The following is a 23,946-nucleotide window of genomic DNA, read 5'->3' on the forward strand; positions in this document are numbered from 1 at the left end:
CCGCCCTGCGTTCGGCTTACTCCATCGCTGCCTTGCAGTACGCCACGGCGTCGGCAAAGGTCATGGGTTGCTGCATCCGCTCCACCAGCTCAGCGGTCAGCGTATACATCCCGCACGAGCAGATCGCCGCCAGTTCACCCTGCTGTCCATAACACGCGATAAACTTTTTCTCCTCCAGCGAGCCGAGCAGCTGGAAATTATCCCACTCTCTGGCGTGGCCCAGATACTCATAACGGGTGCCATACTGGGTCGTCCAGAAAAAGGGCACACGTTCAAAGGCGACGTGCTGGTCCAGCATATTTCTGGCGACGGTCTGTCCCTGCTGATGCGCAACACGATAGTGCTCGATGCGCAGCGGCCCCTGCGCCGACGGATACGTCGCGATGTCACCCGCAACCCAGATGTTCTCAGCGACCTTCAGCTCTGCATCGGCCTGCAGGCTGCCATCTTCTGCCAGCGGCAGATCGTGGATAAAGTCGGTGGCCGGTTTCACGCCGGTGGCAAACAGGACGACGGTAGCGGGCAACTGCCGCCCCCCTTTAAGCTGCACACTGCTCACCTGCTGATCGCCCTGCAGGGATTCAATTTCGCCCTGCTCCCATTTCACGCCATTTTTCTGATGCAGCTGATAGAAATAGCGGCCAATCTGGTCGCCAAACTGTTTCGCAAAGGGCAGCGTCTGGCGGGTAATCACCGTCACGTCAATGTCACGGTTACGCAGCGCCGACGCCAGTTCGGTGCCGATAAAGCTGTTGCCGATAATCACAATTTTATGGCTGGCATCTACCGCCTGAAGCAGCTGGTCGGTCTGGGCTTTGCTGCGCAGCAGATGCACCCCCTCCAGATCGCTGCCGGGTATATCGGGACGTACAGGTGCCGCGCCACTGGCGATCAGGAGTTTGTCGAAGGCGAGGCTTTCACCATCCTCAAAGATCAGCCGTTGCTGCTGAGCGTCAAGGCGGCTCACACTGGCCTGAATGCGCTCGACGTGATCCATCACATCCGCTTTCAGCAGCTGCGGTACCTCGCTGATATCCATCTTGCCTGATGGCACAAATTTGGTCAGTGCAGTGCGGTCGTAGGGTGCGTCCGCTTCCCGCTCCACCAGCACCAGACGCCCTTTATAGCCCTCATGCCGTAACCGCCACAGCGCAGCACTTCCCGCCGCGCCGCCACCCAGCACCACGAAAACCGGTGCGTCTGCACCGCTGCCAATGGGCGCGGCGGGCGACATCGCCTCAGGATTGACCAGCACACGCCCCTCTTCAATCCGCAGCGGATACTGTTTGAGATCGGCCAGCGCCAGCGGTTCACACATTTTGCCGTCGGCCAGATTAAATGCGGCTTTGTGCCACGGGCAGACCAGCCGGTCGCCACAGATCGCGCCCTGCTCCAGCGGCGCGCCAGCATGCGGGCATTTCGCCTGGTAAGCACGAACGCTCTCCCCCTCGCGGATCAGTAACACTTCCACCTCACCCAGCGTTTTTTTAACCGGCTGACGCTGCGGCAGGTCTTTCAGATCAACGGTAAATTGATAGTTCACAACGTGGCTCCTTTGACTGTTCCGGTTGGGCGCCGCGCCGTCAGACCCTGCGCAGCGCAAATCCCCACAAACAGTAAGTGTGGCAAAGGAAATTAAAAGCCTGACGCGGAATGTTTGTCAGAAGCGTAACGGGCTGTTACAGCAGGGAATTTAAACGCATGTTGGAAGGGAAACGGCCACCTGCGTGGCCGGAAGAAACATCAGCTTTTTTTCAGGCACTGGCTCATAAAGGTTTTACGTGCATCACCCGCCAGCTTTTTATCGCCAGCTTCGCCATTGCAGCTTTTCATTTTCATCTGCTGCGGAGACATCTGTGACAGCTTGCTCTCTTTTTTCAGGCATTCACTCATAAAGGATTTGCGCGCATCTCCCTTGAGATCCTGTGATTTGGCATGCTGGTTACAGATCGTCATTTTCTCCTGCTGCGGGGTCTTCTCCGCCGCATTTGCCAGCCCGCTGACCAGCAGACCCGCCATCATCATTGCCAAAAAACCGACTTTCATCGTGTTATCTCCCATGTGGATGTGTTCTTTCTTATTCTGGCAGCGAATAAGCAAAGCGGAAAATGTTTCCGGTCAGCGTGATGGAAAGATCCCATTCCAGAGTGGGACTGTACTGCACGTTTAGCGCGGATCAACAAATCCGTGGCCTGGCCCGCCACCCGGCCCGCCCCAGCCCCCTCCACCGCCGCCGCCAGGAGGCGGGAAAAGACATCCGCTCAGGACAAAACCTAATGCCACAACAGCCGCCAGCTTAACGATTCGTTTCATATCAACCTCAGGGTGTAAAAATCGGGCTGAGTTTATGAAGCCATCAGCGGGACTGACAAGTGAGATTTCTCTGCATCCTGCCGCTATTCATCTTTGCTGACCAGACTTAACATTTTACAGTCAGTAATCTGCTCTGTTCTCAACATCCCGACCGATTTGCAGACGAAACTATTTGTGCAAAACGGGAGGGGGAACGCTTTACAGCCTGGCAATTTTTGCGCATTGTGAGCGCATCACATTTACAGGATACCGACATGACTCTCTCTCAGGCTGCTCTCAGTGACATCCTCTCCCGGCGCGACTGGGAAAACCCGGTAGTGACCTCGCTGCATCGGCTGGATGCCCACCCGCCCTTTGCCAGCTGGCGCGATGAAGCCGCTGCGCGTGATGACGCCCCGTCCGCCTCACTGCGCAGTCTCAACGGTGAGTGGGGATTCAGTTACTTTGCGCAGCCTGAAGCGATTCCCGCCAGCTGGTTACTGCAGGATCTGCCGGATGCCGGTACGCTTCCGGTGCCGGCCAACTGGCAGATGCACGGCTATGACGCGCCCATTTATACCAACGTGCAGTATCCGATCCCGGTCGATCCGCCGCGGGTACCGGCAGCAAACCCGACCGGATGTTACTCGCTCACATTCAGCATTGAAGCTGACTGGCTGGAGACGGGACAGACGCGCATTATTTTTGACGGCGTTAACTCCGCTTTTCACCTCTGGTGCAACGGTCACTGGATTGGCTACTCCCAGGACAGTCGGCTGCCCGCCGAATTTGACCTGAGCGAGGTGCTGCGTCCCGGTAAAAACCGGCTGGCCGTGATGGTGCTGCGCTGGAGCGATGGCAGCTATCTGGAAGATCAGGACATGTGGCGCATGAGCGGTATTTTCCGCGACGTCACCCTGTTGCATAAACCCCGGGTTCATCTGGCTGACGTTCAGCTGGAAACCCGACTCAGCCCGGAATTTTGCCGTGCGGATCTGCGCGCGCAGGTGCGTGTCGCGCTGCCTTCCGCCGTTACCTCACGCTATCAGCTGCGTCTGACGCTGTGGCAGGGCGAGCAGCAGATTGCACAGTGTCAGCAGCCGCTGGGCAGCGCCATCATCGATGAACGCGGCCACTATCCCGAACGCGCCCTGCTCAGCCTGCCGGTGGAGCGGCCTGACCTGTGGAGCGCGGAGACGCCTCACCTCTACCGCGCCACGCTGGCCCTGCTGGATGAGCAGCAGCAGTTAATCGAGGTGGAAGCCTGGGATGTCGGTTTCCGCCAGGTCACCATCGACAATGGCCTGCTGTGCCTGAACGGCAAACCGCTGCTGATCCGCGGCACTAACCGTCACGAGCACCACCCTGAACGGGGTCAGGTAGTGGATGAGGCGATGATGCGCCGCGACATCATGCTGATGAAGCAGCACAATTTTAATGCGGTCCGCTGCTCGCACTACCCCAATCATCCGCTCTGGTACCGGCTGTGCGATCGGTACGGGCTTTATGTGGTGGATGAGGCCAACATTGAGACCCACGGCATGCAGCCCATGAACCGGCTCTCTGACGATCCGCGCTGGTTTGCCGCCTACAGCGAGCGGGTCACGCGCATGGTGCAGCGTGACCGTAACCACTGCTGCATCATTATCTGGTCGCTGGGCAACGAGTCCGGCCATGGCGCAACGCACGACGCGCTTTACCGCTGGGTGAAAAGCAGCGATCCGACCCGTCCGGTTCAGTATGAAGGCGGCGGTGCGGATACCGCCGCGACCGATATCATCTGCCCGATGTACGCCAGGGTGGATCAGGATCAGCCCTTCCCGGCGGTGCCGAAATGGTCACTGAAAAAGTGGATTGGACTGCCGGGCGAAACGCGCCCGCTGATCCTCTGTGAATATGCTCATGCGATGGGCAACAGCTTTGGCGGCTTTGCGAAATACTGGCAGGCTTTCCGTCAGTTTCCGCGCCTGCAGGGCGGCTTCGTCTGGGACTGGGTGGATCAGAGCCTGACCCGCTATGACGATCAGGGAGAGCCCTGGCAGGCCTATGGCGGCGACTTTGGCGATACACCCAACGATCGTCAGTTCTGTATGAACGGGCTGGTGTTTGCCGACCGTACACCTCATCCGGCGCTCTATGAGGCGCAGCGCGCCCAGCAGTTCTGGCACTTCACGGTCGATCCCGACGATCCGCTGAGCTTTACGGTCAGCAGCGACTACCTGTTCCGCCACAGTGATAACGAAGTGTTGCGCTGGCGCATAGAGCAGGCCGGCCAGGTCGTGGCGCAGGGTGATATCCCGCTTGATATCCCCGCGCAGGGCCAGCAGCGGATTACCCTGCCCTCCCCGCCTCCGTTGCAGGGCGAATGCTGGCTGAATGTTGCCGTGCATCAGGTGCAGCCGACCCGCTGGAGCGAAGCTGGCTGGCGTGTCGCCTGGGATCAGTGGGCGCTCCCCTCCGCGCTGGCACTGCCTTCCCTGCCGGAAACCGGTGAGGCACCGCAGCTGCACGATAACGGCCGTGAGATTGTCGTCACCCACCGGCAGCAGCGCTGGCAATTTTCCCGTCACAGCGGCGAACTGGAACAGTGGTGGGTGGATGACGAGCCGACGCTACTGACGCCGCTTCAGGCGTGCTTTATCCGCGCGCCGCTGGATAATGACATCGGCACCAGCGAAGCGGAACGGATCGATCCCAACGCCTGGTCGGAGCGCTGGAAAGCGGCGGGCTATGACCAGATGCAAAGCCAGCGGATAGCGATTGCGGCCGATACGCTGACCCAGGCGGTGCAGATTGAGACGCTGCACAGCTGGCACGCCGGGGGGCAGCTCGCCTTTATCAGCCGGATACGTTTTCTGATCAATGCACAGGGGGAGTTGACGCTGCAGCTTTCCGTTGAGCAGTCCCGCGGTTTGCCGCCGCCCGCACGCATCGGGCTACGCTGCGCGCTGGCGACGATCCCGCAGCAGGTAAAGTGGCTCGGCCTCGGCCCGCACGAAAATTACCCTGACCGCCAGCTGGCCGCACAATTTTCCCGCTGGCAGTTACCGCTGGATCGGCTCTTTACGCCCTATGTTTTCCCGGGTGAGAACGGCCTGCGCGGCGGCACCCGTGAGCTTGATACCGGCAGCTGGCAGGTCAGCGGGGATTTCGCTTTCTCGCTGAGTCGCTTTAGCCTGGAGCAGCTGCGGGAGACGTCACACCGCCACCTCCTGCGCCCGGAAGCGGGCTGCTGGCTGCATCTGGATGCGTACCACATGGGCGTGGGCGGCGATGACTCCTGGAGTCCCAGCGTCAGTCCTGAGTTTCTGCTGACTCAGCAGCGCTGGCAGACGGAACTGACGATTTGCCAGCCGACGCGGGCAGAACGGTCTTCGGACGACGGTAAACGCGCTTCAGAAACAGCACATTAATCAGCACCACCACGGCGGTGGCAAAAAAGACCCAGCGGAAGCCTGCCATCGCCGACACCGCCCCGCCCAGCAGCGGACCGGCAACGTTGCCGAGATACATAAACGACTGGTTGTAGCCGAAGATCCGCCCCGTAATGTTGTCGCGTGAATGGCGCACCAGCAGGGTCTGCACCGCAGGCATCATCGCACCATCGGCGAAGCCCAGCAGAAAGCGCAGCACGCCCAGCTGCGTTGCGCTGGTCACAAAGGACATGGCGATAAACAGCAGCAGCGAGATCGCCATCGTCGCCAGCAGAATACGCTGTGTACCGATGCGATCGCCGAGTCGCCCCAGCCGGGGTGCGGCCAGCAGAGCGGACACGCCGGGCAGCGCGGCGATCACCCCGCTGAGAAACGCGATGTTCTCCGCATGGGGAGCCAGCTCCCGCACAAACAGCGTCAGGATGGGGTTAACCGACCCGTTACACATCTGAATCACCAGGGTGGTAAAGAACAGGCAGAGCACCAGTCTGGGGTTATCCAGCGAGCGGAACACCTCGCGTCCGCTGAGCTTCTCCTTTTTACTCACCGGGGTGTAGCCGGTCTCTTTAATCAGGAAGAGTGTGACCAGAAAACTGACCAGCAGCAGAGCCGCGGTGACCATGAAGACCATGCGCAGCCCCACCCCGTCAGCCAGCAGCCCGCCCAGCATCGGTCCCAGAATCACCCCGCCAATCTGGCCGGTGGAGACACAGCTCAGCGCCCAGCCGCTGCGTTCACGCGGCACCTGAGCGGCCACCAGCGCCATGGCGTTGGGAATATAGCCGGAGGTCAGCCCCATCAGGGCGCGCAGCAGCAGCAACTGCCAGGCTTCGGTGACGAAAGCCTGCAGCAGGATCACGATCCCCATGCCAGCAGCGGCGCGCAGCAGCATCAGTTTCCGCCCTCTGCGATCGGCCAGGCTGCCCCACAGCGGCGCAACCGCCGCTGAGATCACAAAGGTGATGCTGAACGTCAGTCCCGACCAGAGGCTCAGTGAGGTGCCGCCGGTGACGCCCAGCTGCTCAAGGTAGAGTGGCAGGAACGGAATAATCTGGCTGATCGCCAGTCCGGTAAAAAAACAGCCAAACCAGACCGAGATCAGGTTTATCTTCCAGGGTTCAATGATGCGTGGCATGGGCAGAGGGCGTGAAGAGAAAGAGGGCTGAGTTTAACCCAGGCCCGCTGTGCGTGACCGCCAGAACATGGCAAAAACGGCAAGCATCTTGATTCTGCGCAATTTACGCCGCCGTACAGGTCGCGGATCTGTCGCCTGTCGATCTCCATTCCCCCCTCAGCAGGATGGAAAAATATGTCATTGTGTTACTGACAACCGTTTGCTTCGCTTCTATGTTTAAAAAACCGCCAGCCACGGCGGTATAGCGATCGTTCCGATCGGTGTGACGCCCTCCGCAAACAACGGTGCAGACCGTCCGGCTATGCTGAGGCGAACCCGCGTATTGAGTAGATAAACGCCCCTGCACCCGGGTGTAAGGGAGAGGTCTGGGGTTTAGCGGAGGTGGGAAATGAGAGTGCAACCGAACAGCGCCAGCCGCGCTATCACCGACTATTTCAATGGCCCGAACTGGCGGACGCCGCCCGAGTCCGATCTGCTGGCGGTGATTATGCGCGAGATGATGGAAGCGGGTCAGCCCGCCACCAATAAAGCGATTATTGCCCGGGTGATTGAGAAACTGGAAGTCGAAGGGGACGAAACGCAGCTGCAACGTTATCGTACCCTGCTGGCTCAGTTAATCGACGCGCCGCCCCGGGCCTGAAGCGGTGGCTTATTTCACCCAGCGCAGCTTATCCGCTTCGCTGATGCTGGCCCGCCCGCTGCTGCGCTGAAACAGGCAGAGCTCCCGTCCACGCTTATTGTTCATCTGACGCTGAGGATAGCGCCCCTCCAGCAACAGAGCGCTGTATCCTGTGCTGTCGTCATACTCAATCGGCTCGCCCAGCACCCTGACTTTGCTCAGGTGACTGGCGTTAATGCAGGCCTGGGTCATCACCTGACGGCTCTGTTGCCAGGCTTCGGCACTGGAGGCCTGCGCCGCTGCGCTGCTGAGTAAGGCTAAAGAGAGTAGCGCGCCTTTCATCCGTTTCATGTTCGCTCCTGTTACCGCCCGCAGGCGCTAAAAAAATTCCCGCCGGGGCGGGAATAAACAAGACGAGCATTGTCAATCGCGTGACGAGAAGCGCATCGAAATGCAGCGCCATTCTCGCCCGCCGTTATGACAAGGCTGTGACACCCAGGCCGTCAGCCGCAATAAACAGAGCTGATGTTGCCGTTTTTATCCGCCAGGAAGTTAAGCCGGTTGAGGTTAAAGTCCATGGTGACGGCAGAGTTATAAGGGATAGGACGCACCAGCTGATCGAAATGCTGTCCCTGCAGCGCGGTTAACGGTTTGCCGACATAGTGCTGAAACTGTGAGGCACCACAGCGATCATTCTCAGGATCCGGCTTCACGCTGGCCGTGTCAGAGTGGGAGGCGGATTGACAGGCAGTTAAGGCAAACAGACCCGCTACCAGCAGCCCTTTTCCATAAAATTTCACGTTTGATCTCCTGTTGGACGTGTAAAACCCTGTCCCCAAGAGTAGCAAAGCGTGCCGGCCAGGCTGAACTCTAAAAAAGTAAAGTTGTTACAGCCGCCGAAAACCGTAAGCGGTGGCGATCACAATTTAGGATTAATCGCACGCACTGCTTAAAAAAGAAACGCCCGGTGGCTACAATTAACTAAGATTATTCTTAGCTCCGGGAGTCCATAATGGAACTGATTATTTTTGTTGTCTGCGCCATGCTGATGACCGCCGTGGCGGTCAAAGTCCGTTAAGCGGACCCAGCCTGATTCTGCGCCGTTCTTTCCAGAAGCGTACTGAACGCAGCCAGCGGCATCGGACGACCGAGGAAGTAGCCTTGCCCCTCTTCGCACGAGAGCTGTTTTAACTGGTTCAGCTGCGCTTCTGTCTCAATCCCCTCTGCCGTGATGGTCAGCGCAAACGCGCGTGCCAGCGCAATGATGCCCGCTACCACTGACTGCGCCTGCTCCGACTCCGGAAAATCTTTCATCCAGGAGCGATCGATCTTGAGGCCGTTAAAGGGGTAGGTTTTCAGGTAACCCAGCGCGGCATAACCGGTGCCGAAATCATCCACGGTTAACCTGACCCCCAGCGCCCGTAAGCCCTGCATCATCTCCAGCGCACGCTGCGGATGTTCAAAGGTAACATTCTCTGTGATCTCCAGCTCCAGGCGCGTTGCCGGCAGGCCGCTTCGGGCCAGCGCATCCGCCACCCGCTGCACCAGGTCGCTGGTGCGAAACTCCATCGGCGAGATATTCACCGAGACGTAGCGGTCGCCTCCCCACCCCAGCGCATCTTCACAGGCGCGCATCAGCACCCAGTCACTGATGGTGGCAATCAGTCCGCTCTCTTCCGCCAGCGGAATAAAGTGATCGGGTGTCATCCACTGATCCGGCGCAACCTGCCAGCGAAGCAACGCCTCGGCTCCCGCCAGCTGGCCGCTCAGCAGCTGATAGCGGGGCTGATAGTGCAGGCGAAATTCATTGTTCCTCAGCGCTTTCTCAATGCGGCGTGCCATTTCACGCTTATCCTCGCGCTGGCTGGCCATCTCGCTGGCATACCAGACCCACTGATTGCGCCCCGCTTCACGCGCTTCGGTGAGCGCGATATCGGCCATACGCAGCAGCGTTTCCGGGTGACTGGCATCCTGCGGGACGCAGGCAATGCCCATGCTGACCGTCAGATAGTGGACATGCTGGCCGGTGCTGATCGGCTGCTGAACCTCATGCACCAGCTGAGCACAGCGCTGATCGACCCGCTCGCGGTTCGTTTCACGCAGGACCAGCACAAACTCATCCCCGCCGAGTCGTGCCACCAGCTCCTGAGGCCCCGTGGCGCGCTTCAGACGCTGCGCGATCTGGCTCAGCACCTCATCGCCCGTCGCATGGCCCCAGGTTTCGTTGATCGGCCTGAACTGATCGAGGTCGAGCGTAATCAGCGTCAGCGGCACGATCCCTTCCGGCTGCTCAAGATGCTGTGTCAGAAACTCCTGCAGCTGTACGCGGTTCGACAGGCCGGTTAAGACGTCATGACGCGACAGGAACTGAATACGCGCCTCCGCTTCCATACTCTGCGTGATGTCTGAAACCGTGCCGCGGAATCCGATACGCCGCGTGTCATGCCAGATCGTTTTCGCCACCAGTTGGCCGATACGGCGGTTGCCCTGTGCCGACATAAACTGGCAGCGCAACGGCATCTGCTGCCCCTCCTCCTCCTGGCGCAGCAGCCAGGCGACCAGCGAATGGCTGGGATGGGTCAGCAGCTGATCGATGTGTCGCCCCAGCCAGTGTGACATGTCGTGGCCGGTGACATTTTCAAAGCGCGCGGACAGGTAGATCAGGCGGCCCTTCTCATCCGTCTCCCAGATCCAGTCTGACGCCGCCTCAGCGAGATCGCGAAACCGCGCTTCGCTGCTGGCCAGCTCCTGCTGGCTGATCGCCAGCATGGCGAAGCGCCGGTCTGAGAGAATCGCATTCGAAAGCGCATGGCGGCTGACGCGGCGGGTGATCAGACCAATGATGATCGCCATCAGCGTCAGCAGGGGCAGCAGAAACAGGATCAGGCCCATTCCCGGCATCTTCGGTGTCCAGCGCAGAACAATCGGTTCGCCGTGCGGCAACGGCTGCACCATGCGCGGCTCGCGCAGCGCATCCTCTTCACTGTCGGGCAGACGCAGCTCGCGCACATCCAGCGAGGCACCCAGCGCCTGAAGTTTGGCGGGGGTAAACAGATTCACAAACACCATCACGGATGGCGGCCCCGCCTTTGACGGCGTGTTATCCACTCTTCCGCTGCTGATAGGGGCGGCCACCACGATGGCGGGCAGATGATTGATCTCTGCATCCTGCGTCATGGCCCTGTTGTTCAGCTGACGCGCGGCCGCAATCAGGCCGGGCGTCTGCTGACCCAGCCACGCCTCCAGCGGCGTGTCCGTCAGCTGACCATCAATCACCGTGTAGGTGGTGTGACCTTTGCCATCCACCACGAACACGCCTTCATAGTGATACTCTTCATAAAGACCCGGACCAAAGTTCTCTTCGTCATACGCCCAGGCTTTGTTCACGCTGACGTGAAGATTACGCCACGCTTCGCCCCAGAAGGCATAATCCCGGATATCAGTGGCCATCGCCTCCTGACGACTCTTCCATGCCTGCTGCACCAGCAGCAGATCGTGCTCAGCCGATGTGCTGTTCTGCCGCTGGGCGATGGTCAGCACCATCACCATTGAGAGCAGCAGCACGCCAAACAGCAGCAGCGAAAGCGTACGCAGACTGCGGCGCGTAAAGCGCACAGTGCGGTCTTCAGCAGCCTGTCTGAATGGCGGTGAGGGCGGTGCCGGGGGGTTAAAATTCATTGAAAGTGCTCACTACACAACCAGGTTTTAGTCACGGGCCAGCCCTGTAATACGGGGGGCTGACCAGATAGTTTCCTCAGTTATCGGCCCGCCTGCTCCGGTGTTTAGTCTGCGGCAAAAATAAGCATGCAATATTGTCTCAAGGGCTGACTCGACAGCGATCAGGCGCATTGCTACTATGCGCTAACCTTCGCTGGCAGAGTCGCCTATGAACACCAATTCCGACAGAGTGACCCTGACGCTGTTCTACGTCGGCAGCTTTGTGGTTTATTACCTGGTTACCATGCTGATCACGCTGTTTCCCAACTACAGCGTGCTGCGCAATGACGGACTGCTGGTGCCGGTGCTCTGCCTGTTTGAATTTGCGGTCATCTACCCGCTGTATCGCTTCTACTGCCAGCGCCGCGCCGATCTGCCGCTGGGTGAACTCGGCATGCTGCAAACCCTGCTCTTTACCGGCGCGCTGTTTGTCCTGATGGCGGCCCAGATGCAGTTTATGCAGCCGGAAGGCTGGCTGGTGATGCAGGCCCAGCAGGGACGCAATTCGCTGCTGATTCTGCTGCTCACCGCCGTGCTGCTGGCCCCGGTGTTTGAAGAGGTGCTGTTCCGCGGATTCCTGTTGCAGGGCTTTCTGCTGTGGGCGCCGCGCAGCCGCTTCGCCTGTATGCTGCTGACCTCGCTGCTGTTTGCGGTGATGCACACGCAGTATGTTCACTGGCAGACCCTGATCGCCCTGACGCTCTTTTCGCTGCTGCTCTGCTACGCCCGGCTGCGGAGTAACAGTCTTGCCCTGCCTATCTTTCTGCACACCCTGAACAACCTGATTGCGTTGCTGCCCGCCTGGTATTTCGCGGGCTGACGCCTCATCGCCTCTCTGCTGACGCACCGTTTTCCGGCCGTGTTGCGGGCCACCGCTCACACTGACAATGCTGCCCCGGCACGTTTGTCTATACTGGTGGATAAAAAGGGAAAAAAAACGTCACAGTCCGGACCAGCAGACCGTGTAAAGGAGAAGAGCGATGTTGATAGGATTTGTGTTGTTAGTGAGCGCGTGTGGATATGATGCCTGTGAGGCGTTACCCGTCTCGGAGCGTATCTATCCGACCAAAGCCGACTGTGAAACGATGGCGCACCGTATTCACAAAGTCAGACCGAACGTGGTCCTGCTTTGCGGTGAGGTTCATCGCTGATTCAGGGCCAGTCGCAATAAAGCCGCGCGGCAACATTGCAAGCTGGCGATTTAGCGTACAAAATATAAGCTGTTGTTCACCATTATCGTTGTGAATCCCATGAAAACATCACGTCCCCGTCGTCCTGCCGGACGCTGGGTTTACTATCTTTTGTATGATGGCATTCTGTGGCCCTGCCCTGTCCGCTGGGAGTGGGAGAGCAGTTATGGCGGCTGGCTGCCGTTTTACTACACGCCTACCTTTGAGTTTGTGGTGGGCGATCCGCGTAAGGCTCATCGCATTGCGCGCAGCGACGTGCGGGTCAGACGGCGCGAAGATGCCTTTGTCTGAGCGAAATCTACCGCCACGGCAGCCATGAGGCTGTCAGCAGGAAGTAAATCGCCTCCAGCACGATAATCACCATCAGTAAGATGCCCAGCGTATGGCGACCTGTTCCCTTCATCGGTTCAGGCCCAGATCATCGCAGCCCGGCGTATCAGCAGCAGGGCACCGCAGATGCATAACAGCACCAGACCCCTCTTCCACTGTTTTCTGGCCGCCCGGACTCTCATCATCGCGGTTTCCTCTCTGTCAGAAAGCAAAGATGCGCCTGAAGGCGCATCTTTTTCGGTCAACAGCAGGACCGGTTGTGTATAGCGTCGCGCCAGGGTCGCCAGAGGGCGACCCGTTACCGGCATCAGTTATTCAGCGTGTAATCCAGTGTGATTTCCGCATTCAGTAACTGAGAAACCGGGCAGCCCGCCTTGGCATTGTTGATGATTTCATCAAACGCTGACTTATCAATGCCTGGCAGAGAGACGGTGCTGGTCAGCGCCACTTTGGTGATGGCAAAGCCGTCGCCTTTCTTGTCCAGCGACACATCGGCCGTGGTATCAATGCTTTCCGGCTTGTGGCCCGCATTGCCCAGCATCAGCGACAGGGCCATGGAGAAACAGGCCGCGTGCGCTGCACCAATCAGCTCTTCCGGGTTGGTGCCTTTGCCGCCTTCAAAACGGGTGTTAAAGCCATAGGGCTGCTGGCTCAGCACGCCGCTCTCAGTGCTGACGGTGCCTTTGCCTTTGATATCGCCTTCCCAATGCGCCGAACCTTTCTTATGAATGGTCATCTCATTCCTCCTGTGGGTAAAGAAGCTAAGTATAGACAATGCATTCATTTTCGCAGGCTTAACTCACCGCGCGCGGACGGGGTGAGGCGCTCTGCGGTTCCAGCAGCGCCCCGGCCTGCACCAGCGAATCGCGCGTGATATCCGCGATGGACTTCGCGCCGGTCAGGGTCATGGCAACGCGCATCTCCTTCTCAATCAGGTTCAGCAGGTTTTCCACGCCGCGCTGACCGTGGGTCGCCAGCGCATAGATAAAGGCGCGTCCCAGCAGCACGCTGTCTGCGCCCAGCGCAATCATGCGCACCACATCCAGCCCGTTGCGGATACCGCTGTCTGCCAGAATGGCAAGGTCCCCTTTGACGGCATCGGCAATCGCCGGTAACGCCCGCGCAGACGACAGCACACCATCCAGCTGACGGCCGCCGTGGTTAGACACCACAATCCCGTCGGCCCCGAAGCGCACCGCATCGCGCGCATCTTCCGGGTCCAGAATCCCTTTGATCACCATGGGCCCGTCCCAGAACTCACGGATCCACTCCAGATCGCGCCAGGAGATAGAGGGATCGAAGTTGTTCGCCAGCCAGCCGATATAATCTTCCAGTCCGGTCGGCTTGCCGAGATAGGCAGAGATATTGCCCAGATCGTGTGGACGCCCCTGCAGGCCGACATCCAGCGCCCACTGCGGATGCGTGACCGCCTGCCAGTAGCGCCGCAGCGCGGCGTGCTGGCCGCTCATGCCGGAGTGCGCATCGCGGTAGCGGGCACCCGGCGTCGGCATATCGACGGTAAAGATTAGGGTCGAGCAGCCCGCGGCTTTGGCGCGCTCCAGGGCGTTGCGCATAAAGCCGCGGTCGCGCAGCACATAGAGCTGGAACCACATCGGGCGGTTAATCGCCGGTGCCACCTCTTCAATCGGGCAGACCGAAACCGTGGAGAGGGTAAACGGAATCCCTTTCAGGGCAGCCGCGCGCGCCGCCTGCACCTCTCCCCGACGGGCATACATACCACACAGTCCTACCGGCGCCAGCGCAACCGGCATCGACAGGGTTTCCTTAAACAGGGTCGTTTCCAGGCTCAGTTCTGACATGTTCTTCAGAATACGCTGGCGCAGCGCCACGTCCGACAAATCCTCCACATTGCGACGCAGGGTATGTTCGGCATAGGCCCCGCCGTCAAGATAGTGGAACAGGAACGGCGGCAGGATACGTTGCGCGGCGGCGCGATAGTCACTGGCAGCTGAGATAATCATCAGTCGGATTCCTTAGGGTTGCGTGTGTCGTTATCCGGTAAGCGGGTGATGCGCGCCTGACGCGCTTCATCTTCATGCAGGCTTTTCATGGTGGTGTGAACAAACCCCAGGTGCTGCATCGCCGCCTGGCGGGCGGCGTCGGCGTCGCCCGCGAGAATGGCGTCGAGCAGCGCCTGATGCTGTTCCGTGAGGCGGGCAAAAATCGCAGGCTGGGTATACATCCGCTGACGACTCTGCATGACCGAGGATTGCAGCAGTTCAAAAAAGCCCCGCATGGTCTGCAGCAGCACCAGGTTGTGCGACGCCTCGGCAATCGCCAGATGGAAACGCACATCGGCCTGGGCGGCGAGATCGGGATCGTCACTCTCCTTCAGCTTCAGCGTGGCATCAAAGGCGTATTGCAACCGCTCTCTGTCGGCGTCGGTGGCGCGTAGTGCCGCATGCCAGGCGGTGCTGGCCTCAATGGCGTGACGCGCCTCCAGAATGTCATAGCGGTAGTCGGGATCGTCATGCAGCAGCTGGCGAATCGGCTCCACGATGCGCTGTTCCGACCAGGGGGCCAGCTGCTGCCGGAGCCAGGTTCCGCCGCCACGCCGGCTGATCAGCATCCCGCTGCTGATCAGCTGCTGAATCGCCTCACGCAGCGAGGAGCGTGAAACGCCGAGTTCAGCCGACAGCTGTCGCTCGGCGGGCAGGCGCATGCCTGGCTCAAGTTGATGGTCGGTGATGTACGCCCGCAGGCGCGTCACCAGCGGGTCTGCCGGGTTTGTCATGGGATCATCCAGGGGAAAACGTAGGCCTGAAGCGTGGTAATGAGACCGACCATACAGGTGAAAATCAGGCTGTGTTTCACGGTAAAGCGGAACAGGTCGGACTCTCTGCCCACCAGCCCGACCGCCGCACAGGCGATGGCGATCGACTGCGGTGAGATCATCTTGCCGGTCACGCCGCCGGTGGTGTTGGCCGCCACCAGCAGGACATCGGAGACGCCAATCTGCTGCGCGGTGGTGGCCTGCAGGGCGGCGAAGAGCGCATTAGATGAGGTGTCCGATCCGGTCAGGAAGACGCCCAGCCAGCCCAGAAACGGCGAGAAGAAGGTAAACGCGTGACCGGTGTGCGCGAGGGCCAGCGCCAGCGTGGCGGAGAGGCCGGAGTAGTTGGAGATAAAGGCAAAGGCAAGCACCATTCCGATAGAGTAGATGGGCAGCGCCAGCTCCTTCAGCGTGGCCGCGAAGGTCTGCAATCCGGCCCTGGGCTTCATGCGCAGGAAGATCATCGCCGCAATCGCCGCGATCAGAATTGCGGTGCCGGTGGCGGAGATCAGATCGAGCTTATAGAGGGCCGGATAAGGCGTGGCGCTGCTGACCACCGGCGGCACCCGCGCCACCAGCCCATTCAGCAGCGGAACCGGTATGTTCAGCACCCACTCATAGAGCGCGCCGCCCTGGGTGAACAGCGCCTTAAACGGCGGAATACTCCAGAGCGTTACGGTGGCGGTGAGAAACAGGAACGGCATCCAGGCGCGAACGATCTGGCCCAGCCGGTACGTCTGCGGCGGCGTCAGGGCGTCACCCTGCTTCGCCCCGGCATCAGCAAAGCGGAAGATGCGCACCGGCTTCCAGACCCGCAGAAACAGCGTCAGAGAGATCAGCGAGGCGAGCGACGAGATAATGTCAGGCAGCTCCGGCCCCAGAAAGTTGGAGCTGAGAAACTGGGCGACAGCAAAGGAACCGCCCGCCACCATGACTGCCGGCCAGGTCTCTTTTACCCCACGCCAGCCATCCATAATTGCCATAATCCAGAACAGCACAATCAGGGTCAGCAGCGGCAGCTGACGTCCGGCCATCTGGCCAATGGCGAAGCTATCCAGCCCGGTGACCTGCCCCGCCACGATAATCGGAATTCCCATCGCGCCAAAGGCGACCGGCGCGGTATTCACGATCAGGCAGAGCCCGGCGGCATAGAGCGGGTTGAAGCCCAGCCCCACCAGCAGCGCGGCGGTAATCGCGACGGGTGCACCAAAGCCCGCCGCCCCTTCCAGAAAAGCGCCGAACGAGAAGCCGACAATCAGCATCTGCAGGCGCTGATCGGGCGTAATCGACAGGATAGAGGCGCGGATAATATCGAACTGGCCGGTTTTAACCGAAATTTTGTAGACGAAAACGGCGGCGACAATGATCCAGGCTATCGGCCACAGGCCGTAGAGAAAACCATACACTACGGCGGCCAGCGCCTGTGCCACCGGCATCCGATAGAGGAACAGCGCCACCAGCAGCGCCAGCACCACAGTCAGGGTGGCCGCCAGATAGCCCTTCATCTTAAGTTTAATCAGTGCAAAGAAGAAAAACAGAATCGGTATCAGTGCGACCAGGCTCGAAAGCCAGATGTTGCCCAGCGGATCGTAGTTTTGTTGCCAGATCTGCATGCCGTTATCTCCAGAGGAAAGATGAGGTGGAACACAGTCGCTGTGCTGCATTCCCTCAGCCCGCCGGATTGGTCAGACCACATCCGGCTTTCGCGGGCCTTATGGCTGGAGATAGTTAATGCATTGTTAACCTGAGGCAACAAAAGTTGCGCGATTTTTCTGGTTGTGTGAACCAGGGAAAAATATTGCGCCGATTGGTCTGACCAAAATCAGGGATTTTCTTCGGGAAAGGCGTGCGGATAACTGCGCGGATGGAAACGCAGATTCAGCGCAATCAGCAGCAGCGTAACCGCCGCCTGCAGAACCCACACGCTGGTGAAGTGGCCGGTAAGCGTGTGCAACTGCCCGGCAATAAACGGCATACTGCCCGCGATAATAAAGCCGACGCCCTGCATAAAGGCGACCAGCCGTGCACCCGCCTGCGGCTGCGCCAGATGATCCAGGGCCAGTACCAGCGCCAGCGGAAACGCCCCGCCCAGTCCTGCGCCCGCGATCCCCGCCCAGAGCCAGGGAGCCAGCTGCGGGGCAAACAGGAAGCCAAGCATGCCGCTGAGCTGCATCGCCAGCGTCAGCAGCAGCAGCGGACGGCGATCGCGCCCCCGCGCCAGCAGAGGCAGCAGCAGCGCCCCGGTCACCTGACAGCCGATCATCATGCCGAGCAGTGAGCCGCCCGCCTGCGCAGGCCAGCCCAGTTGGTGATAGAAATCGGGCAGCCAGGCGACACAGATGGCATAACCGCCGTTCACCAGGCCGAAACTCAGCGCCAGGGTCCAGGCGCGCGGTTTACGCCAGAGGGATGGCAGCGCTGCCCTCTCCTGGCGGGCGAACGGTCTGCTGGCGATAAACAGCCAGAGCAGCATAGCCAGCACCACCGGCAGCGCCCAGCTGCTTAGCGCGCCCTGCCAGCCAAGCTGCCCGGTCAGCCACGGCGAGATTGCCGCACCGATGCCGCCGCCGCCCATCAGCGCCGCGGCCCACAGGCCGGTGACCCCGGCACTGCGCTGGCCAAAGCGCTGGCGGATCACTCCCGGCATCGCCATCTGCACGATGCCGATGCCCGCACCGCCCGGCAGGGTCGTCAGCACCAGTCCTCGCCCCTCCGTCACAAACAGCCGGCTCGCCAGGGCCAGCAGCAACAGCAGCAGCCCGCCCAGCAGCAGTTTGCGCACGGAAAAGCGCTGCATCAGTGGCGCACTGACGAGGGCAATCGCGCCCATCATCATCATCGGCAGCGCTGGCAGCAGCGACGCCGCCAGCGGTGACAGGCCAATGCTCTGGCGTAACTGGCCGAGCAGCGGGCTGACGGAGGTCATCAGCGGCCGCATATTCAGCCCGGCCAGCACCAGTGCCGCCAGCAGCAGAACGTTATCTCTCTTCATCGGCAATCCATACGTTTAAAAGTTGTCAGCCTGACAGCAGCCGATACTATTGGGAAATGAAATATTACTCTGCCAGGTAGTGAAAAAATGAATCGTCAGCCGATGTTTACCCCGCAGCAGTTGCTCAGTTTTGTGGCCGTGTGCGAAACCACCAGCTTCACCCGAGCGGCCGACCGGGTGCACCTGTCGCAGTCCACCGTCAGCCAGCAGGTGCGGCGCCTTGAGGAGATGGTGGGAAAGGCGCTGCTGGTTCGCTCCTCGCATCAGGTGCAGATCACCGAAGAGGGCGAGAAACTTTTGGGCTATGCGCGACGGATAATTGCGCTGAACGGAGAAGCCCACGATGTCCTGAGCGATCAGTGGCGCGACGGCGTGCTGCGGCTGGGGGTACCGGAAGATTTTGCCGCCCCCACTGCCGGTCTGCTGGCGCACTTCAGTCGCGCCCATCCTCAGCTGCGGCTGGATGTGATGAGCGGCATGCAGGTGGAGCTGAGGCGCGCCTGGCAGCGTGAAGAGCTGGATATCATGCTGATTAAGCAGCCCTATGGCGATCGTCCGCTGGCATCGCGGCCGGAACCGCTGCTGTGGCTCGACAGCGCGGAGTGGCCCTGCTTCGAACAGACGCCGGTGCCGCTGGTGCTGTTTCCCCAGCAGGGGCTTTATCGCGATGAGGTGTGTCAGACGCTCGATGCGCTGGGCCGAAGCTGGCGCATCAGTTACAGCAGCGCCAGTCTGGTGGCGCTGGCCGCCGCCAGTGCGCAGGGGCTGGGGCTGACGCTGTTGCCCGCCAGCTGTCGCCTGCCCGGACATCGGGTGCTGGGCTGTGAGCAGGGGCTGCCGGTGATTGATACTTTTGAACTGGCGCTGTTCTGCCGTCATCCACAGGATCCGTTGCAGCGCGCGCTGGCGGAATCACTGGCAGCGTTCGGTCAGCTGCGCTGGCAGTGAAATATCGAATAGTCACCAGTGAGAAATAGCGCAGCAGGGTAAGCCCGCCTTTGTCAGATTAACGGTCTGTTCCCCTGACTGGAGTTTTTATGCCTGTTTCCTCTTCATCGAGCCGCCGTGACTTTCTTGGACACGGTGTCCGCTGGACCGCCGCAGGCGGCCTGCTCGCTGCGGGTCTCGGCCCGGCCAGTGCCGCGACGACTTCCGCCCCCTCCGTCTCCCACCCTGACACCCCCGCCCTGCTGCCTCAGCAGGATCGCTATCTGCTGCGCAATGTGCGATTGGAGGAGGGGTTTATCCGTGAGGAGGATGAGATCGTCGCCACGCGCACCGGCCGTTACGATATCAGCGTGCGCGACGGCAGCATTGATCGACTGACGCCCGCTGGTCAGGGTGATACGACTCTGCCGTCATGGGATGCGCAGGATGCACTGCTGCTGCCCGCCACCCGGGATATGCACATCCACCTTGATAAGACCTTTTATGGCGGCCCGTGGCAGGCGCCCCGTCCCCGTCAGGGCAAAACCATCATGGATATGATTGCCCGCGAGCAGGTGCTGATTCCGCAACTGCTGCCGCACTCACAGGCGCGCGCCGAAGCGTTAATCGCCCTGCTGAACGCCAAAGGCACCACCCGCGCCCGCAGCCACTGCAATATCGATCCGGTCAGCGGCCTGCAGAGTCTGGAACATCTGCAGGCGGCGCTGGCGCGGCACCCCGACTTTCACTGCGAGATCGTGGCGTTTCCACAGCACGGCCTGCTGCACTCGCAGGTCGATGGCCTGATGCGCGAGGCGATGCAGCACGGCGTCGCAAAGGTGGGCGGGCTGGACCCTACCAGCGTGGATGGCGCGATGGAGAAGTCACTGGATGCGATGTTCCGGATTGCACTCGATTATCAGCGCGGCGTTGACATCCATCTGCATGAAACCTCCCCGGCTGGCGTGGCCGCGATCCAGTACATGATCGACACCGTCGCCAGGAACCCGGCGCTGAAAGGCAATGTGACGCTGAGCCACGGTTTTGCGCTGGCGACGCTGGAGGGGAGCGCTCTGAACAAAATGATTGAAGGGCTGGCAGAGCAGCAGTTCAGCGTAGCCTCAACGCTTCCCCTCGGCAAACTGACCATGCCGATTCCGCAGCTGCAGGCGGCGGGCGTAAAAGTCATGACCGGCACCGACAGCGTTATCGATCACTGGTCACCCTTTGGCACCGGCAGCATGCTGGAAAAAGCGAATCTCTATGCCCAGCTCTATCGCGGCTCAGATGAGTTTTCGCTGTCGCGGGCGCTGGGGATTGCCACCGACGATCGGCTCCCGCTTTCGGCTCAGGGCGAGAGACAGTGGCCGCAACCAGGCGATGATGCGAGCATGATGCTGGTAGCCGCCAGCTGCTCCGCCGAAGCTGTGGCACGGATTTCACCGGTAGTCGCGACCTTCTCGCGCGGTAAACCCGTGTTTGCGCTGTCATCTGCCTGAAATCGCAGGGCGGATGCCTCGCGCTGAGCCTGCTTAGTCATAGCGGAGAGAGCGAGCCTGCTCAGGGACGCGACTGCCGGACTTAAAGCGAAGGGAGCATACGCCTGTAGCAAAGCATAGCGGGCCAGGAATGGCCCGCGCTGAGCCTGCCAGGGATGGCGGTTTTGCGTCTTTGCGGAGGGCATATGCTCCCTGAAGCCTGCTCTGAGAGGAAGGTGAGTGGTATCGTGAAATGGATCCAGTCTGCTCAGGGAAGCCAGTCAGATCGGAAAGGCGCTTAAGCCAATCCCTGGCCGCTCGGCCCGCCCGTTTACGGGCCAACGCATTGCGTTGTTCAAAAACGCTCCCGGAGTTTTTGTCCCTGGCGCGGGACGCTTTCCTCTTCTGACCCTGTTCCCTGCGCCTTATACTTCATCATTGCAGCCACAATCATCCTGCCTGTGATCTTGCCGTCAATGTCAGTAACTGATGCGACTGCCGGACGTAAAGCGAAGGGAGCATATGCCTGTAGCAAAGCATAGCGGGCCAGGGATGGCCCGCGCTGAGCCTGCCTGGGATGGCGGTTTTGCGTCTTTGCGGAGGGCGTATGCTCCCTGAAGCCTGCTCTGAGTGGAAGCTGAGTGGTATCGTGAAATGGATCGAGCCTGCTCAGGGAAGCCAGTCAGATCGGAAAGGCGCTTAAGCCAATCCCTGGCCGCTCGGCCCGCGCGATTACGCACCTCATCCATGAGGTGCGCCCGTAAACGGGCCAACGCATTGCGTTGTTCAAAAACGCTCCCGGCGTTTTTGTCCCTGGCGCGGGACGCTTTCCTCTTCTGACTGGCTTCCCTGCGCTTTAAGCTTATTTATCGCTGATAGATTTCCGGTGCCCACGGTTTATCAGCAGCAACAGTCCTGAAACGGGAAGCGACTGCCGGACATACGCATCCCAGAAACGACAGAGCCTCCACAGGGGAGGCTCTGCATTTACCTGAGCGGAGTGCGTGTTACGCGCTTTTGGCCCATTGTTGATTCGACATTAATTCCATTGCCAGCGCGTATAAGCGACGATCTTCCTGATCACAGGGCTCATCTTCCGCATAACACCCGATCATCGAAGCGATCTTATCCGCAGATAAGCTCTCTCCATGAACGTGAAGTGTCAGTACGGCGCGGCCTACTATTTTAAGCACATTTTCATGTGGTCCCTGGATGCTATTACTCAATGCAAATACCCTCTACCGGTCGTTGTACCAGGAATATGGCGCGCTAAATATAAAGCAATTAGCTCAGGATTTTTATCGGCACCAGGAGTGATATTTTTTAATGATTAATTCTATTACTGGAGTCATGACAAAGGATTTATCTGATTAACAATGAAATAAATTTTTAAAAACGGCAGCTTATAAACCTATGGCTGGCCTCATGAAATACCCTTTTTTGATTAGTCCCCTTCGGCGCCGGCCAATTAATTAAAAAAAACCACCATTTTCAGGCAAACTTCAGTCTATTCCTAAGCGATACGGCAGGGATAGATTCACCCTGCTAACCATCGAGGTTCCCGTTGCCGTCTGGCGTGCTTTCTGCCAGACTTGCCCCGCAATCATGCCCTACACTTTCAGCCTCAGAGGCCGCGCCCGTGACCGCTTTTTCTACCCTCAATTCGCTTCCCGACAGCCAGCTCGATAACCTGCGCGAGATGGGCTACACCAGCATGACGCCGGTCCAGGCCGCCACGCTGCCCGCCATTCTGCAGGGACGCGACGTGCGCGCGCAGGCAAAAACCGGCAGCGGTAAAACGGCTGCGTTTGGTATCGGCTTACTGCACCATATCGACAGCACCCGCTTTCAGACTCAGGCACTGATCCTCTGTCCGACCCGTGAACTGGCGGATCAGGTAGGCAACGTGCTGCGCCAGCTGGCGCGCTTCACCCGCAACATCAAAGTCCTCACCCTGTGTGGCGGACAGCCGATGAGCGCACAGCGCGACTCCCTGGTGCATCCGCCGCATATCGTGGTTGGCACGCCAGGCCGTATCCTCGACCACATCCATCGTGAAAACCTCAAGCTCGACCAGCTCAATACGCTGGTGCTTGATGAAGCAGATCGGATGCTGGAGATGGGCTTCCTGAATGATATGGAAACGATCATTGAAGCCACCCCCGCGTCACGCCAGACCCTGCTCTTCTCCGCGACCTGGCCTGACGGCATCACGGCTATCAGCACCCGCTTCCAGCGCGACGCGCTCAGCGTGGTGACAGAAGATGTCAGCGAACTGCCCGCTATTGACCAGCAGTTCTTTGAAGCGAGCCACAATGAAAAACTGGGCTTACTGATTGCCCTGCTCAGCGATCATCAGCCCGCTTCCTGTGTGGTCTTCTGTAACACCAAACGTGAATGCGACGATGTTGCCGCGGCGCTCAACGCACGCGACATCAGCGCCCTGCCGCTGCATGGCGATCTCGAACAGCGCGACCGCGAACGCGTCCTGATCCGCTTCGCTAACGGCAGCGGTCGTGTCCTGGTTGCTACCGACGTCGCCGCACGCGGACTCGACATCAAATCACTGGCGATGGTCGTCAACTATCAGCTCGCCTGGGACCCTGAAGTCCACCTGCATCGCATCGGGCGCACGGCACGCGCCGGTGAGCATGGCGTTGCGGTCAGCCTGGTAGCACCCGATGAGATGGCTCGCGCCCATGCGCTGGAAGATTTCCTGCAGCAGAAACTGCCGTGGATCGCGGCCAGCACGCTGAAAAAAGGCAGCAGCAAACCGCTGCCTGCGGCCATGATGACGCTCTGCATTGATGGCGGTCGTAAAGCCAAGATTCGTCCAGGCGACATTCTGGGGGCACTGACCGGTGAGGCGGGGTATCGCGCGGAGCAGATTGGGAAGATTGTGCTGACGCCGACCCATGCCTACGTGGCAATTGAAGCCAGTCAGGCAAAAGGCGCGCTGGTGAAACTCAAGCAGGGCAAAATCAAAGGCAAAACCTGCCGGGCGATTCTGCTGAAGGATTGAAAAAACGGGCGAGGAT

The 23,946-nt window shown here is 59.9% G+C and carries 21 protein-coding genes; 8 read left to right on the top strand and 13 right to left on the bottom strand.

All coding sequences use genetic code 11. The features are described from left to right. Window positions 1-16: 16 nt before the first annotated feature. The 3 genes from F3I47_RS06465 to F3I47_RS22305 all read right to left on the bottom strand — a co-directional run bounded on the left by F3I47_RS06465 (window position 17) and on the right by F3I47_RS22305 (window position 2,313). Window positions 17-1,543, bottom strand: a complete 1,527-nt coding sequence (locus F3I47_RS06465) for an FAD-dependent oxidoreductase (protein ID WP_150029341.1) — start codon at window positions 1,541-1,543, stop codon at window positions 17-19. Window positions 1,544-1,743: 200 nt separating this feature from the next. After that, window positions 1,744-2,046 carry a PsiF family protein gene (locus F3I47_RS06470; protein ID WP_033736600.1) on the bottom strand — a complete coding sequence of 101 codons (303 nt, stop codon included), beginning with the start codon at window positions 2,044-2,046 and terminating at the stop codon, window positions 1,744-1,746. Between the two features lie 120 nt (window positions 2,047-2,166). After that, window positions 2,167-2,313 (bottom strand): hypothetical protein, encoded by a 147-nt coding sequence (locus tag F3I47_RS22305; protein WP_186806374.1) that lies wholly within the window; start codon window positions 2,311-2,313, stop codon window positions 2,167-2,169. Between the two features lie 254 nt (window positions 2,314-2,567). Between F3I47_RS22305 and F3I47_RS06475 the strand changes: the two genes are divergently transcribed. Next, on the top strand, window positions 2,568-5,705 hold the full coding sequence (locus F3I47_RS06475; RefSeq protein WP_150029340.1) for a beta-galactosidase: 3,138 nt from the start codon (window positions 2,568-2,570) through the stop codon (window positions 5,703-5,705). On the opposite strand, the gene F3I47_RS06480 is transcribed toward F3I47_RS06475, so the two are convergent. Next, the gene (locus tag F3I47_RS06480; RefSeq protein WP_150029339.1) at window positions 5,587-6,861 is read right to left on the bottom strand and encodes a multidrug efflux MFS transporter; all 1,275 of its coding nucleotides are present in this window, start codon (window positions 6,859-6,861) and stop codon (window positions 5,587-5,589) included. The genes F3I47_RS06475 and F3I47_RS06480 overlap by 119 nt on opposite strands. Before the next feature lie 388 nt (window positions 6,862-7,249). On the opposite strand from F3I47_RS06480, the gene F3I47_RS06485 reads away from it, so the two are divergent. Continuing rightward, window positions 7,250-7,501 (top strand): biofilm development regulator YmgB/AriR family protein, encoded by a 252-nt coding sequence (locus F3I47_RS06485; protein ID WP_009091829.1) that lies wholly within the window; start codon window positions 7,250-7,252, stop codon window positions 7,499-7,501. 9 nt (window positions 7,502-7,510) lie between these two features. On the opposite strand, the gene F3I47_RS06490 is transcribed toward F3I47_RS06485, so the two are convergent. The 3 genes from F3I47_RS06490 to F3I47_RS06500 all read right to left on the bottom strand — a co-directional run bounded on the left by F3I47_RS06490 (window position 7,511) and on the right by F3I47_RS06500 (window position 11,158). Further along, entirely contained in the window at window positions 7,511-7,831 is a 321-nt protein-coding gene (locus tag F3I47_RS06490) for a hypothetical protein (RefSeq protein WP_150029338.1), read from the bottom strand. A gap of 152 nt (window positions 7,832-7,983) precedes the next feature. Continuing rightward, window positions 7,984-8,280, bottom strand: a complete 297-nt coding sequence (locus tag F3I47_RS06495; RefSeq protein WP_009091832.1) for an I78 family peptidase inhibitor — start codon at window positions 8,278-8,280, stop codon at window positions 7,984-7,986. A 274-nt stretch (window positions 8,281-8,554) separates the two neighbouring features. Continuing rightward, window positions 8,555-11,158: an EAL domain-containing protein gene (locus F3I47_RS06500; RefSeq protein WP_009091833.1), complete on the bottom strand. Its 2,604-nt coding sequence runs from the start codon at window positions 11,156-11,158 to the stop codon at window positions 8,555-8,557. A gap of 208 nt (window positions 11,159-11,366) precedes the next feature. On the opposite strand from F3I47_RS06500, the gene F3I47_RS06505 reads away from it, so the two are divergent. The 3 genes from F3I47_RS06505 (at window position 11,367) to F3I47_RS06510 (ending at window position 12,678) form a co-directional block, all read left to right on the top strand. Next, window positions 11,367-12,017: a CPBP family intramembrane glutamic endopeptidase gene (locus F3I47_RS06505; RefSeq protein WP_009091835.1), complete on the top strand. Its 651-nt coding sequence runs from the start codon at window positions 11,367-11,369 to the stop codon at window positions 12,015-12,017. A gap of 160 nt (window positions 12,018-12,177) precedes the next feature. Continuing rightward, window positions 12,178-12,348 carry a hypothetical protein gene (locus F3I47_RS22310; protein ID WP_009091837.1) on the top strand — a complete coding sequence of 57 codons (171 nt, stop codon included), beginning with the start codon at window positions 12,178-12,180 and terminating at the stop codon, window positions 12,346-12,348. Window positions 12,349-12,447: 99 nt separating this feature from the next. Next, complete coding sequence (locus F3I47_RS06510) at window positions 12,448-12,678, top strand: hypothetical protein (RefSeq protein ID WP_046102016.1); 231 nt, start codon at window positions 12,448-12,450, stop codon at window positions 12,676-12,678. Window positions 12,679-12,794: 116 nt separating this feature from the next. On the opposite strand, the gene yniD is transcribed toward F3I47_RS06510, so the two are convergent. The 6 genes from yniD to F3I47_RS06535 form a co-directional block, all read right to left on the bottom strand. Continuing rightward, window positions 12,795-13,025, bottom strand: a complete 231-nt coding sequence (gene yniD / locus F3I47_RS22700) for a small membrane protein YniD (protein ID WP_370514233.1) — start codon at window positions 13,023-13,025, stop codon at window positions 12,795-12,797. Beyond that, window positions 13,025-13,453, bottom strand: a complete 429-nt coding sequence (locus F3I47_RS06515; RefSeq protein WP_046101325.1) for an OsmC family protein — start codon at window positions 13,451-13,453, stop codon at window positions 13,025-13,027. Before F3I47_RS06515 ends, yniD begins: the two co-directional genes overlap by 1 nt. A gap of 58 nt (window positions 13,454-13,511) precedes the next feature. Then, window positions 13,512-14,699 (bottom strand): FMN-dependent L-lactate dehydrogenase LldD, encoded by a 1,188-nt coding sequence (gene lldD, locus F3I47_RS06520; protein ID WP_150029337.1) that lies wholly within the window; start codon window positions 14,697-14,699, stop codon window positions 13,512-13,514. Further along, a complete protein-coding gene (gene lldR, locus F3I47_RS06525; protein WP_009091846.1) occupies window positions 14,699-15,472 on the bottom strand; it encodes a transcriptional regulator LldR in 774 nt (257 codons plus the stop codon). The genes lldD and lldR overlap by 1 nt, the downstream gene beginning before the upstream one ends. Further along, complete coding sequence (gene lldP, locus F3I47_RS06530; protein ID WP_150029336.1) at window positions 15,469-17,124, bottom strand: L-lactate permease; 1,656 nt, start codon at window positions 17,122-17,124, stop codon at window positions 15,469-15,471. Before lldP ends, lldR begins: the two co-directional genes overlap by 4 nt. Window positions 17,125-17,333: 209 nt before the next feature. Continuing rightward, window positions 17,334-18,503 carry a cyanate transporter gene (locus F3I47_RS06535; protein ID WP_150029335.1) on the bottom strand — a complete coding sequence of 390 codons (1,170 nt, stop codon included), beginning with the start codon at window positions 18,501-18,503 and terminating at the stop codon, window positions 17,334-17,336. Between the two features lie 87 nt (window positions 18,504-18,590). Here F3I47_RS06535 and F3I47_RS06540 point away from each other — a divergent pair, with 87 nt between their 5' ends. The 3 genes from F3I47_RS06540 to dbpA all read left to right on the top strand — a co-directional run bounded on the left by F3I47_RS06540 (window position 18,591) and on the right by dbpA (window position 23,930). Beyond that, on the top strand, window positions 18,591-19,451 hold the full coding sequence (locus F3I47_RS06540; protein WP_150029334.1) for a LysR family transcriptional regulator: 861 nt from the start codon (window positions 18,591-18,593) through the stop codon (window positions 19,449-19,451). An 89-nt stretch (window positions 19,452-19,540) separates the two neighbouring features. After that, on the top strand, window positions 19,541-20,929 hold the full coding sequence (locus tag F3I47_RS06545; RefSeq protein ID WP_150029333.1) for an amidohydrolase: 1,389 nt from the start codon (window positions 19,541-19,543) through the stop codon (window positions 20,927-20,929). A gap of 1,618 nt (window positions 20,930-22,547) precedes the next feature. Next, a complete protein-coding gene (gene dbpA, locus F3I47_RS06555; protein WP_046101317.1) occupies window positions 22,548-23,930 on the top strand; it encodes an ATP-dependent RNA helicase DbpA in 1,383 nt (460 codons plus the stop codon). Window positions 23,931-23,946 lie beyond the last annotated feature (16 nt).

The organism is Pantoea sp. M_10 (assembly GCF_008631515.1).
Lineage (GTDB): Bacteria > Pseudomonadota > Gammaproteobacteria > Enterobacterales > Enterobacteriaceae > Pantoea > Pantoea anthophila.

Coding starts and splice junctions, on each gene's coding strand:
- F3I47_RS06470 (WP_033736600.1), bottom strand. CDS start 2,046: ATGAAAGTCGGTTTTTTGGCAATGATGATGGCGGGTCTGCTGGTCAGC.
- F3I47_RS22305 (WP_186806374.1), bottom strand. CDS start 2,313: ATGAAACGAATCGTTAAGCTGGCGGCTGTTGTGGCATTAGGTTTTGTC.
- F3I47_RS06475 (WP_150029340.1), top strand. CDS start 2,568: ATGACTCTCTCTCAGGCTGCTCTCAGTGACATCCTCTCCCGGCGCGAC.
- F3I47_RS06480 (WP_150029339.1), bottom strand. CDS start 6,861: ATGCCACGCATCATTGAACCCTGGAAGATAAACCTGATCTCGGTCTGG.
- F3I47_RS06485 (WP_009091829.1), top strand. CDS start 7,250: ATGAGAGTGCAACCGAACAGCGCCAGCCGCGCTATCACCGACTATTTC.
- F3I47_RS06490 (WP_150029338.1), bottom strand. CDS start 7,831: ATGAAACGGATGAAAGGCGCGCTACTCTCTTTAGCCTTACTCAGCAGC.
- F3I47_RS06500 (WP_009091833.1), bottom strand. CDS start 11,158: ATGAATTTTAACCCCCCGGCACCGCCCTCACCGCCATTCAGACAGGCT.
- F3I47_RS06505 (WP_009091835.1), top strand. CDS start 11,367: ATGAACACCAATTCCGACAGAGTGACCCTGACGCTGTTCTACGTCGGC.
- F3I47_RS22310 (WP_009091837.1), top strand. CDS start 12,178: ATGTTGATAGGATTTGTGTTGTTAGTGAGCGCGTGTGGATATGATGCC.
- F3I47_RS06510 (WP_046102016.1), top strand. CDS start 12,448: ATGAAAACATCACGTCCCCGTCGTCCTGCCGGACGCTGGGTTTACTAT.
- yniD (WP_370514233.1), bottom strand. CDS start 13,025: ATGCCGGTAACGGGTCGCCCTCTGGCGACCCTGGCGCGACGCTATACA.
- F3I47_RS06515 (WP_046101325.1), bottom strand. CDS start 13,453: ATGACCATTCATAAGAAAGGTTCGGCGCATTGGGAAGGCGATATCAAA.
- lldD (WP_150029337.1), bottom strand. CDS start 14,699: ATGATTATCTCAGCTGCCAGTGACTATCGCGCCGCCGCGCAACGTATC.
- lldR (WP_009091846.1), bottom strand. CDS start 15,472: ATGACAAACCCGGCAGACCCGCTGGTGACGCGCCTGCGGGCGTACATC.
- lldP (WP_150029336.1), bottom strand. CDS start 17,124: ATGCAGATCTGGCAACAAAACTACGATCCGCTGGGCAACATCTGGCTT.
- F3I47_RS06535 (WP_150029335.1), bottom strand. CDS start 18,503: ATGAAGAGAGATAACGTTCTGCTGCTGGCGGCACTGGTGCTGGCCGGG.
- F3I47_RS06540 (WP_150029334.1), top strand. CDS start 18,591: ATGAATCGTCAGCCGATGTTTACCCCGCAGCAGTTGCTCAGTTTTGTG.
- F3I47_RS06545 (WP_150029333.1), top strand. CDS start 19,541: ATGCCTGTTTCCTCTTCATCGAGCCGCCGTGACTTTCTTGGACACGGT.